Annotated in this window: 10 protein-coding genes, 1 pseudogene and 1 riboswitch; of the genes and pseudogenes, 8 read left to right on the forward strand and 3 right to left on the reverse strand. The window is 39.3% G+C overall.

Annotated features, from left to right (window positions below; all coding sequences use genetic code 11):
* Window positions 1–388 precede the first annotated feature (388 nt).
* Together WFH04_RS09220 and WFH04_RS09225 are read left to right on the forward strand one after the other, a co-directional pair.
* The gene (locus WFH04_RS09220; RefSeq protein ID WP_336823762.1) at window positions 389–1,660 is read left to right on the forward strand and encodes a helix-turn-helix domain-containing protein; all 1,272 of its coding nucleotides are present in this window, start codon (window positions 389–391) and stop codon (window positions 1,658–1,660) included.
* A gap of 5 nt (window positions 1,661–1,665) precedes the next feature.
* Window positions 1,666–1,788, forward strand: a complete 123-nt coding sequence (locus tag WFH04_RS09225; protein ID WP_336823763.1) for a hypothetical protein — start codon at window positions 1,666–1,668, stop codon at window positions 1,786–1,788.
* A 137-nt stretch (window positions 1,789–1,925) separates the two neighbouring features.
* On the opposite strand, the pseudogene WFH04_RS09230 reads toward WFH04_RS09225, so the two are convergent.
* Window positions 1,926–2,069 (reverse strand): annotated as a pseudogene (locus tag WFH04_RS09230) (IS3 family transposase); the annotation flags it as partial.
* A 205-nt stretch (window positions 2,070–2,274) separates the two neighbouring features.
* Between WFH04_RS09230 and WFH04_RS09235 the strand changes: the two are divergent.
* The 4 genes from WFH04_RS09235 to WFH04_RS09250 all read left to right on the forward strand — a co-directional run bounded on the left by WFH04_RS09235 (window position 2,275) and on the right by WFH04_RS09250 (window position 7,576).
* Complete coding sequence (locus WFH04_RS09235) at window positions 2,275–5,232, forward strand: S-layer homology domain-containing protein (protein WP_336823764.1); 2,958 nt, start codon at window positions 2,275–2,277, stop codon at window positions 5,230–5,232.
* Between the two features lie 291 nt (window positions 5,233–5,523).
* On the forward strand, window positions 5,524–5,949 hold the full coding sequence (locus tag WFH04_RS09240; RefSeq protein ID WP_336823765.1) for a hypothetical protein: 426 nt from the start codon (window positions 5,524–5,526) through the stop codon (window positions 5,947–5,949).
* Between the two features lie 24 nt (window positions 5,950–5,973).
* Complete coding sequence (locus tag WFH04_RS09245; RefSeq protein WP_336823766.1) at window positions 5,974–6,747, forward strand: hypothetical protein; 774 nt, start codon at window positions 5,974–5,976, stop codon at window positions 6,745–6,747.
* Between the two features lie 70 nt (window positions 6,748–6,817).
* Complete coding sequence (locus WFH04_RS09250; protein WP_336823767.1) at window positions 6,818–7,576, forward strand: hypothetical protein; 759 nt, start codon at window positions 6,818–6,820, stop codon at window positions 7,574–7,576.
* 39 nt (window positions 7,577–7,615) lie between these two features.
* Here WFH04_RS09250 and WFH04_RS09255 read toward each other — a convergent pair whose 3' ends face one another.
* Window positions 7,616–8,263, reverse strand: a complete 648-nt coding sequence (locus tag WFH04_RS09255; protein WP_336823768.1) for a response regulator — start codon at window positions 8,261–8,263, stop codon at window positions 7,616–7,618.
* A 59-nt stretch (window positions 8,264–8,322) separates the two neighbouring features.
* A riboswitch (cyclic di-GMP riboswitch) is annotated at window positions 8,323–8,406 on the reverse strand.
* 392 nt (window positions 8,407–8,798) lie between these two features.
* On the opposite strand from WFH04_RS09255, the gene WFH04_RS09260 reads away from it, so the two are divergent.
* Window positions 8,799–9,446 carry an SIMPL domain-containing protein gene (locus tag WFH04_RS09260; protein WP_336823769.1) on the forward strand — a complete coding sequence of 216 codons (648 nt, stop codon included), beginning with the start codon at window positions 8,799–8,801 and terminating at the stop codon, window positions 9,444–9,446.
* Window positions 9,447–9,612: 166 nt separating this feature from the next.
* Here the strand turns inward: WFH04_RS09260 and WFH04_RS09265 are convergent, their stop codons facing one another.
* The gene (locus WFH04_RS09265) at window positions 9,613–10,542 is read right to left on the reverse strand and encodes a polysaccharide deacetylase family protein (protein ID WP_336823770.1); all 930 of its coding nucleotides are present in this window, start codon (window positions 10,540–10,542) and stop codon (window positions 9,613–9,615) included.
* An 872-nt stretch (window positions 10,543–11,414) separates the two neighbouring features.
* Between WFH04_RS09265 and WFH04_RS09270 the strand changes: the two genes are divergently transcribed.
* The gene (locus WFH04_RS09270; RefSeq protein WP_336823771.1) at window positions 11,415–11,687 is read left to right on the forward strand and encodes a DUF4190 domain-containing protein; all 273 of its coding nucleotides are present in this window, start codon (window positions 11,415–11,417) and stop codon (window positions 11,685–11,687) included.
* Window positions 11,688–11,827 lie beyond the last annotated feature (140 nt).

An 11,827-nucleotide genomic window follows, 5' to 3' on the forward strand; every position in this document is an offset into this window, starting at 1 on the left:
AAGCCGGCTGGCCAGTCCGCCTTCTAATAGTATGTTGTCCAACATACTATTATTATAGCAGTTTGTATAGAATAGTTTAAATATTGGTTAAATACATAATTAATGAACTGATGTAGAGCGGGACGTGGAAGAAACGACATTTCATTTGTTTATTTGACAAAACAATTAGCAAATCAACCTATTGAACAGCTATGAAATCGGGGAGAAAAAGAAAAAGTTAATAGAAAAAAATAGATCGTTTCTTCTATATAAAGGAAGGAAGAATCATTTGTCTATCGGCAAATCAAATTTTAAAGTTAGAATATATGTAATTATTAAATTATTTACTTGAAAGTATATGAGCTTTTCATTACAATTAAATGTAAGAAGATGGATTGGAGGAAATTTTATGCATATCGGCATCCGAATCCGGAAATTACGGGAAGCAGTAGGATTGTCTCAAAAGGAGGCGAGTACCGGTATTATTTCCGCCTCCCATTATAGCAATATTGAAAGTGGACGTTTTGAGCCTTCTAAAGATGTTCTTGAATTGCTTGCCGATCGGTTTAACGTTCCAGCTCCATATTTGTACAAGCATCATACGCATGATTCAGAACTGCAAAGCGTATTGATGAAGTATGAACATCTGCTCAGAGAAAACATGGAAGATCTTCCCCGTTTTAAAGCAAAACATGCCACCAAATTTACGTACATTCCATCATTATCGCAAGAAGCTATCTATAACTTGTTACAATACGCCGAACTGGTAAAAGCTGGCCAAATAACCGAAGCCCAGAAACACTACTCTACAGAAATTGCCCACATCCCCAGGAATTCAATTAAGACTCTTGGAACACCACTGAATGGAATATCCACATACATCTTAGGCTTGTATGATTACTTCAATAAACAGTATCTACAAAGCATAGAACAATTCAAAGACGCCCTTGAAATGATAAAAGATGATTATACAAGAGCGAAGATCTATTACAATATTTCACTCGCACTCTATCATTTATATGACTATGCCGAAGCACTTCAATATGCTTATAAAGCACAGCATGGGTATTTGGAGCTCCATGATTGGACTGCCACCGGCGATTGCTATAATTTAATTGCCGCTTTGTACTTGGAACAACAAAAATATGCTGAAGCTTTTCCACATATTAAAAAGGGATTGAGTGTATTAGGCGGACAAATAAACGAAACGACTGCAAGGCTTTATCACAATTTGGCGATTGTCCAATGGCATGAAAAAAACTACTATGACGCACTTAAAACGATTAACCAAAGCATAGAAATGAAGCAGCGATTGAATAGCTCCAATCTATTTATATCGTACAAAATGAAACTAACGATATTGAACAGCATGGAAGACTTCATGGCAGTTGGGGAAATCATTAGGCTAATCCGGCGAATGCCATTGTCGGAAAGGGAATGCATGCAATTAAATTACTTTGAAGCAAAGATGTTCCATGCAGTTCATGAGTTCCAACGCTATGAACAGAGTATGCTGTTGTGCATCCGTTATTTTTATTCTCATGAAGAATGGAAAGAGTTGAAAGATGCGTCACGGCATATGGCACTCTATTATGCAAACCGAAAAAGATATAAGTTAGCACACGAATGCCAGACATTATGCATTGTCGCTTATGAACGACTCACAAGGGAAAGGAGGTGAAGGAATTGAAGAAGCGGATCATCTATTTAAGTTTTGCATTTGGCATTATGCTATGTCTTGCATGGAGCCCAGCTGATATCGAAATTCAAAATGAGCCAGATGTAGGGCCTCCGCATGTATTGAACTAATTCATAGTGTATTCGCCAGAAGTTGTCTATTGTTAAAAGAAAGTCAGCTATACAAGGTAAACTGTGCCCTTTGTAAAGGATTGCTGAAGCTACTGTCTGTATTTTACAGGCGGTAGCTTTTTAAAATTCCACTGACCTCAATAATAATTGTAGTACGTCATATATCTTATGGTTTCTTGCTTTACCTGTTCTAATGTTACACATTCTTTTATAGAGGTTTCATCTTTAAAATGCCCAAAGTACGATTCTTGGGATGCGTTGTCCCAACAGTTTCCTCGACGTCCATCTTATAAGGTACAGTTTAAGCGATATGCTGGATTTTTTTTATTTTTTATCTTTCCAGACAAATCAAATCCTGCTACAGTCCTATACATCAAGTTGCACAAAACTTCCAGTTAAATTATACTGATAATAGGTTAGTAAATTGCTATTATTACGTTAAATTTTGTGATAGAAACATAATTATATAAAGGGGTTGGGGGTTTAATGATGAAGAAACAGAGCTATCAAAAAGCATTCAAAGCGACATTGGCAACGGCAGTAGTTGGTGGAGCGTTTGTTGCGGCAGCGCCAGTACATACAAAGGCGGAAACGCCATCATTTTCTGATGTAAGGGATATACCAAGCCATCACTTTTACGAAGCGGTTATGAAATATTCTGCGGCTGGTATGATTAGCGGATATGCGGATGGTACGTTCAAGCCAGGCCAGAACATTACACGACAAGATGCGGCAAAGCTGTTGGCAATGGTATTGGATTTGGATACAAATAATGTGAAAGATCCGGGCTTCAAAGATGTGAGCAAGACGAATGCGTATTATAAATATATCGCTGCGCTTGTTGAAGAGGGTATCATTTCAGGTTATGAGGATAATACATTTAGACCGAATGATAGCTTAACAAGAGCGCAAATGTCCAAAATCCTTGTGCTTGGATTTGATTTGGAGGATCAGCCGATCTATCTTCCATTTACGGATATTAATGAAAGACAATGGCATATGGAATTTGTCCGCACACTTTATGCACATGATATTACGACAGGCACAACACCGACTACTTTCTCACCAAACGCATTTGTAACACGTGGTCAAATGGCTTCATTTGTTTTTAGAGGAGAAGCGTTTGTAACGCCAAAAGTAGATGAGGATCAAGTGGCGGTCGATGCAGCTGCCGACCAAATAAAAGCGGGTGCGGTCACAGTTTCTGGCGGCCCATCGGCAACTGCTCAAAACAAATTGGCAGCCGTCCAAAAATATGTAGATTCTCTCATAGCTGAAAAAGGCGTCACTGCAAAAGCAGCTGAAGGAAAAGAGGCAGGAAGCTATGTCGTAACCCTTACAAAAGGTGATGCGACAGCTGAAAAAACGATTGAAATGAAGTTTGACTATGCAGCAGATGATCGCTTCGTAACAGAAGTGAAGGCAATCAATGCGAAACAAGTCGAAGTGAAATTTGCGACTGCAGTTTCGAAGTCTTCTGTCTTAGATGGAACCAATCATGTACGAAACATTATGTTTACATCGGTATCCGGTTCGACAACGAACCCAGGAAAACTAACAGGTGTCCTATCCGAAGATGGAAAAACATTAACAATTACAGCTGACTGGATTTTTGACGGAGAATATGCGGTGAAAGCGACAGATGCCATTCAGGCGGCAAATGGCGGGAAGTTCGAGGAGTACACGGAGATCTTGAAGGCGAAGGATACGGTAGCACCAAAATTTGTATCGGGCTCCGCCACTGCGAAAACGTCAACGAATTCATTTGCAGTGCTATTCGATGAGCCAGTTAACGCAGCGGGTGTCATTGCATATGTCAATGATACAGTTGCTACAGTCACTAACGATCCGTCCAATCCGAACCGTTTAAATGTAACAGCAAGCAAACAAATCGAGGCTGGTACAACTGCAACGGTGAAATTGCTGAACGTGAAAGACTATGGCAACAATTTTGCATCTCCAAACCCGGTGGAAGCATCCATTAAAATTACTGCAGATACGGTAGCGCCATCTGTCAAAGATGTCAAAGTGATCGGCGAAAACCGGATTGAATTGACGTACGACAAAGAAATGAACATCGCATCCTTTACAGGAAAAGCGCGCCTTGTTCATTCGAACGGAACGATTACTCATTTAACTGCAGCTGCAGGCAAAGATGCGAAAACAGTTGTTTTAACAGGGACAAATGCATTTTATCAAGATAAATATAATGCAGTCTTGTTTGTCGATGCGGATGTGAAAGATACGGTAGGTAACAATGCCGAGCTGTATTCAACAAATGTAACATTGGAACGAGATACGATAGCTCCTGCGCTCATAAACGTTGAATACAAAGACGGAAAGATTGTAGCGAACTTTACGGAAGATATTGCCATGGGCAGATACAATTCAGTAACGGTTATCGACCAACGAACAGGAGTGGCTACACCGGTCAATCTGAATTACTACAACTCGCAAAACTCAACGATTACGAATAATACATTATCCATTCATTATCCATTACCGAATGGTACGTATCAATTGCGTATTCCAGCTAATACAGTAGTGGATAAAGCAGGCGTTCCAAATCCAAATGCGATTGCAACACAAACGTTTGTCGTAGAAAATGGAACTGTTTATGATGCTGTTCGTCCAGTTGTTACAGGGGTTACGACAGGTTCATTGCCAAACGGATCTTACTATGGCGAACAAGCTGCAACTTACACTGTTTCTGATGCGGACAGTGGTGTAAACTTGGATACCGTCCAAGACATCAATAACTATACTTGGGATAACAAAGCATTGCCGGTCGGTTCTTACGTTACAACTTCTATCACTGGAACGGCTGATCGGGCAACATCTGTGGTCGTGACAGTGCATGTTCCGTCATCCGGAATTCCGTCAACTAAAACGGCGCTATTTACTGTAAACAATATCCGAGACAATGCGGGCAACACAATTGCATCGCCTGGGGCAGGAAATGTAACATTCTATAGTGGAGTACAGCCAGAGCTGACTTATGCTTCAGTCAGTCCTGACGGGTCTTCGCTAATCTTAGAATTTAGTAACACGATCAGAGCATTGGATGCAAATGATCTTGAAATTACTTTAGATGGTCATATTTTAGATGGAAGCTCGATTGCTTCAATAGAGCGCTCTAGGACGGATGCTACATTTATAGCGAATATTAGAGCGTCAGTAGCAGATAACGTGCCGATTGATGGTAGAATTAGGGATGTCATTTACTTTGATACAAACGGAAATGGCAAATATGATTATGGCGATTATATTATCGAAGTAGTCGACTCATCTAAATATTCACGTGGCGCAAGAAACTCGGAATACGTTGACTTATACCCTCTTCGAAACAAATTAAGTGTCAGATTAGTTTATGATCGATTTTCACCTGTGCAAGATTATGAGGGCAACGAAGCAATCTTTAATCGAGATATTTATGTGAAGTAAAATTGATTTGATAAATTGGATAGGAATAAGGCTTTGTGGAGAGAAATCTCTGCGAAGCCTTTTTTGCATTCAATGGATTGTAATCTGTGGAGTAGACGATTTCCAATTATATCGCTGCCTCGTTAGACAAGCAATTACACCAAAGTAGAATACTACAGTAGACGAATTGGCCATTGAAAGATTACTCGTAAGAGGGAGGTTGTCCGAACTTAATGTACCTATACTAAGAATAGTTTGAAAAACATACAACTTTCTTTCAAATGGGGGAGATGAATTAAGAGGTGCAGAGCGATGAAGAAAGTATTAGGAAGTTGCATTCTATTAGTTATTTTATTAAGTGCAGGGACGACGATTTATGCATATTCAAATCTAACACAGAATCTCTATAGCTGGTATGAAGATGCGTTTCAGCAAAAAAGCGAGATTTTGGGAACTGTGACAGGAGTACAAATTGCAGATGGTTTAGCAGATTTCAACCAGTTTGTAACGGAATCAAAAAAATCCTTTCACACAGTCCTTGATATTCTGCGTGATGAAAGCATCAAGAATACACAAACAGATATCGAAATACAACAGGCTGAAATGGTTAAAGAGCTAAATGAAATCGTTGCAGACTTGCAGCAAGACAGCTTCGATGATTATATCAACGAGCTTAATATCGAAGCCGACATCACATTCGAAGTAGAACAGATGATAGAAGAACTATTGGATGAGTAAACGATAATCAAAGGAGAGAATTACATGCTAAAAACAGTTAAAGGAAAAGTCATTGCAGGAACAGTCGCGATTGGATTGCTATCGGGAGTAGGAGTTGCCCTCGGTGCAACCGATGCAGGGACACATTTGAAAAATTGGTATGACGCACAATTTACTAAATCGAGCAATCAAATTACCGAAGCTGTTGCAAACTACGGTGAGGGCAAAGTTGATGGGCTTTTGACTGAATATAATGGACTGAAAGAAGATGCGTCAAATAAAATTGGCGAGCGAGGGGAATTCGTTACAGCAGCAACGAACAAAGGAATTGAAGCTAGTGCCAGAAATCATATCGATTCGATAAAAGAGCAAAAAGCACATATCGAAAGCTATCTATCGAGCCAATTCAAGTCGCTTAAAGATTTTGCCGCAGGGTTGATTAATGAAACTGGCCAAAAAGCATTGGAATATGCTAATGAAGATTTAAAGAAACATGCAAATGCAGCTGGAAGCGAAGCGCAGAAGAAAATGATTGAAGACGTTAAAGCGACGACAGAAAATGCAGTTAATGATTTAGAGGAAACCATTAAATATGCAAAAGAGGATCTTCAAGCACAGTTAGATAAAAATACAGATTTAACGATTGAAGAAATTAAGGCACTGATCGATGCGAAAATCGATGACCTTCGTACAAAAATCACGCAGTTAAATAATAACTTGATAGCCGAACAAGATAAAATCATCACTATGGTTGGAAAGAGACTTCTATTGGAAGCTCAGGCGGAATTGGATGCAATCGTAGAAGGCATTAATAAATAATATCGCCGAAAGACAATAAGGACCTGCTGTATGGGGGTCCTTATTTACCTTGATCGGAGGGATGGTGTATATGAAACTTCCAAACATAAGCTTCAAAAAAGTATGTATATTATGTGCAGTATTATTACTGAGTATAGCGCTTGGTACTGGAATGAATAAGGCGTTCGCAGGTCAAAATATCCAAAGTTTATTTACGAGTTGGTTCATAACGAAAAAGGAAGCTTCGATTGAGCAAATCGACCAGGCGATAGCGAGTGAAAAAGAACGGCTCATGGGTGAATTGAGGGAGGCAATAAGAGAAGAAATATTGCGGGCAGATGCTGAATTGGCACAATTCACTGCGGAAGAAACAGCTTTACGAGTTAAAATGCTGCAAGATTATGCAGCAAAACTTCTTGGTGGTTTGCAGATTGATCTATCAGACGAGAAAGCAGCAATTATAGCAGACTTGGATGCCGCTCTTGCCGAAGCGATGGCACAATTAGACTATTATAGTAAAACGACTCCGCCGGTTTCCAATCCGAATCCGGACGGTAGCAATGGAAATGTGCCAGAGACAAATGATGATGCAGACGCAATTGGAGAAGAAGGAAATCTTGGGAAGGAGAAAGAAGAATCAGAAGAAACAGATGGAGAATTACTTGAGGAAGAGAAAGGCACTGCAGAAGGAACGAATCCAGATGCCGAGTTGGGCGAGGAAATAGATTTGCCTTCAGATGAGCAAACAGATGAAGAAGATGACAGCATTCCAGCAGATGAAACAACTGAGGAAGAGGAACGTACTGAAGTTGAGGAGCCTATAATCGCTGTATTACCGATTGATCTATAAAATTAAAAAGCTTCGCGTCATTTGCGAAGCTTTTTAGCATCAATTTGCCATATACGTTACTAATCCGATGGCATTTGCAAATAAGGCAGCATGTGTACGATCGGATAGTTCCAACTTTGAAAGAATTTGGCTAACATGTTTTTTCACTGTGTACTCAGTTATGAACAAGGCCTGTGAAATTTCTTTATTGGAATATCCTTTTCCTAATTTCAATAAAACCTCCATTTCCTTTGGTGTTAACTGTTCGATACTGTTGTCGTATTGATTCGAATGCAATCGATGTGAATTGATTTTGAACTCAACAATACTACTATCGTAATATTTTCGACCTTTCTGGATGATCTGCAATGCGTGTAAGATTTCTTCCGGCAAGGCTTCCTTCAAAATTAATCCTTCTACACCGATCTCCTGAGCTCTCCAGAAATCTTTTTTACTAATGGAAGAAGTGAAAATGAGAAATTTGCCAGCATATCCTCTGTTTTTAGCTTCAACGATGAAATCCAAACCATACTCTTGTCCCAACTGTAAATCGACGATAAATAGATCAGGCTTAACTTTACTAAGTAGTTTCATTGCATCTGCATTATGATCAGCTTCCCCGACCACTTCATATCGCTGATCCGCCGCAAAAAGGGAAACTAACCCTTTCCTCATTACAGGATGATTCTCTACAATTCCAATACGCATCCGTCCATATCCACCTTTCCGTCAAAATAAAAACCCGAGTAGCTCGACAAAAGGTCGAAGTCTAATCAGGCCGGTTGCACCAGTAACTCCATACATCTTAGGTGCCCAAATAAGAGATGTATATCATCGTTTCCAAATGTATTTAGTAACTATGTATAGTATATATAAAGAAAAATGAATACTTTGTCAGTTTATGGAGGTAAATTGATTCTATTTTTGTTTTTTTGGGTAGATTTTTATGATCAGATCAAATTGTTTAAAGTTTAAGTGGTCGGACTAAAGCAGTTTATTGACGGATAGGATTGATTAGTTCTATACGGGGATTTTCGGACAATTATGAATGCAAACTGTGATATTCATCCCCCACGGTTAGTATTTATACCCCATTATACGTTGAAGGTTTTTGTATTTGATAGAATATGAAGTCATATATTGTATTAATGAACTTTGTGGAAATGGCCATTGACTAGTTGTTTATTGACATTCTACGCTTCAAACGAATGCTTTGCCAATCAAACAAATGGAGGAGAAAGCTTTGTATTATCCGTATATTCATCAGCAGGTGAAAAAAACTTCCCGGCACATTACGGCTGTAGGAAACGGGAAGGTAGCGGTTGAGCCAAATGTTGCAACCATTCATTTGGAAATCAATACGCGAAGCGAAGAGCTGCAAGAGGCACAGCAGGAAAATGCGGCTTTAACGAATCAAGTAATTCAATCGTTACTTCGTTTGGGCGTGCCAAGGGAAAATATTCAAACAGTGGCTTATACGATTTTCCCTAGATATGATTTTCGTGATGGAGAACAAATTTTTCGAGGATATGAAGTGACAAATGCAATTGCAGTGACGCTAACGGATGTTCAACAAGCGGGCGCTGTGATTGATGTTGCAGTTGCGAATGGAGCAAACAGGGTGACAAATGTAGAATTTTCAGTTGAAGACATTGAGCTCCATAGGCAGGAAGCTATTGTTAAAGCTTTAAAAAATGCTCAATCGAAAGCACGGACAATTGCAGAAACATTGCATTTGCAAATAGACCCTCAACCAGTCAACATCATTGAAGTTGAGAGAAGCGGACAGCCGGTCGCTTTCAAATCGGTCGCCATGTCGGATAGTACGACGCCGATTGAAGGAGGGCAAATTATGATCCAATCAACGATGAGAGTGCAGTACGAGTATTGAAATGTGGGAGTTGGATGCGTGTTTGTAGTGAGAAACAAAAAGATACTATTTTTCTATAATTATTTTGGCAAGCCGATCAGGCTATTTCTGATTGGCCTGCCTTTGTATTTTATTTTGAAGGGGGAAGCTGTATAACCGTATCTTAGAAAGGCATCGGCACGAGTTGTCAATCAACCCTCTTTTCGCTCATCAGATCACTGACTGTACCAATTTGGAGATTTTTCGCTTTGATTTCCGTAAGCATTGTGTCTAACCCTTTTACGACCGGATCAGTTGGATGCATGAGAATCATGGTGCCGTTTTCCACTTGAGATACAACGCGTCTCACCATTTCAGAAGGTTTCGGTTTTTTCCAATCGACTGTATCGACTGTCCATAAAATTGTTTTCATATTCAATTCGTGTGCGGCTTCAATTGTTTGCTGATTGAAGCTTCCGCTCGGCGGTCCAAACCATTTTGGCTGGACACCGATTGCTTGGTAGATGACCTCATTTGTCTTTTGGATTTCTTCTAAAGTTTCGGCTTTGGAGCGTTGCTGAAGGTCAGGATGGCTATACGCATGATTGCCAATTTCATGCCCTTCATTGTATATTAACAAAGCAATATCCGGATTCTTTTTCACCCAGCTACCGTCGAAGAAAAATGTTGCTTTCACTTGATGGTCATTCAAAATGTTGAGGATGGGCGGAATGAATTCATTTCCCCAGGCAACATTAATGAGCAAGGACACCATTGGCTTTTCGGGATTCCCTCTGAAGATCGGCTGAGGAGGTGATAGATCATCCAAATGGACAGCGGGCGGTACTTCTTCAAATACAAGTTTGGCATGATCGAACTTGCCGGCTTTCTTCATTTTATTGTACGAAGCTTTTACATCGATGCGCTGCCCATTGTATCCAGGAATCGCCTTCCAAACCCGATCGATTTTTGCATCGATCGGCTCAATATCAAATTGTTTGGCGTATAGCTGGATTTTTTTATAGAGCGTGTCGTTTTCCGAATCGGCACTGAGAGAAGTGGCATAGCTTACAAAAGTGGCGCTTCCGATTGCTGCGATCAAAACGCAAACGAGCATAATCCATTTATATGTTTTCAACTCAAGTCCTCCATCTATTCTGTTTGCTTTAAGATTCCCGATTTCATTGGAACAATACTTGGATATGTATCGTTCGTCGATGAAAGTGGGATTGGTGGGGATTAAGCGTCTATTTAATGGTGTTATGCGTTTTTGACGAGGCTTTTGCGTTTGGGGGATGGGTTATGTGTTTTTTGTTTGCTATAAGGAAGTTACATACATGCCTGTAAAAGTAGCCCGATGGGAAAGGGAATTATGTTGAATTTGGATAAGAGCAATGTGCATTGTTTAGTTTGTATTGTTAGGACACGTATAGCTGTCCAACAACTACATAGTGGACTGTTCTGGGTTTTGTCCCAGTCTTGATTTTATGAAGATGATTCGTTATCACTCATTATTCTTTTGTTTTTCTTCTTGTAAAAGATGTACCATATAAAAAAATATTAACCATGATCCAGTAGTGAAAGTAAAAGTAATATAAGGCGATGGAATATTTGTCAAAAACAAAAGTACAGATGCGACTACAAATGATGGAAAAAAGATAATAATCCATGTACGAAGTACCGGATTTTTAAAACTAACCTCAAAACGATTTTCCATATAGTATTCAAACTCCTCTCTGTCTTTAAAAGTAGGATCGTATGTATTATATCAAACATAATTAAATAGTTGTAAAAGAATAAATAGACTTTCAATTGATTCGTTAAGCGTCTTTAACGGGTTTATGCGTTTGAAGTACTTACATATGCTTTATTATGGCTTTTGAATATGTTCAAAAGATGGAGGTATGATCTATCGTAAATATTCTGAATTTTGTTGATGGTGGTATTTGTATGTGATACGATACCTTTGTAAATTGAATTCCAATTCGTATACGGGAAGGGGGCAGAAAAATGGACAATGAGTCACAAACAATTATTGTAAAAAGGGATGAAAGCAATGGTTTGGCAATCGCGGGAATGGTTTTAGGGATTATTGGAGTTATTTTTAATATTATACCGTTTTTTCCTTACTTTTTAGGAATCTTGGCAATCGTTTTTGGACTAATTGGTTTAAATAAAACTGTCGGTAAAGGAATCGCGATAGCTTCATTCATTTTAGGAGTACTTACACTCGGATTTAAAGTATTATTTTGGATTGGTATTTTCGGATTAAGCAATCTTTAATCGTTAAGTAGAAAGCCGCATCGTTTGGAGGGCACTGCCTGTCGTTTTTGAGACAATAATAAAACACCTTCTAAGCAGCCTTTAGTCGGTATTCAACCGGCGATTGGCTGTTTAGTTTCGCTTGAATTCGGATATTGTTA

The sequence above is a fragment of the Sporosarcina sp. USHLN248 genome, from assembly GCF_037144575.1.
Lineage (GTDB): Bacteria > Bacillota > Bacilli > Bacillales_A > Planococcaceae > Sporosarcina > Sporosarcina contaminans.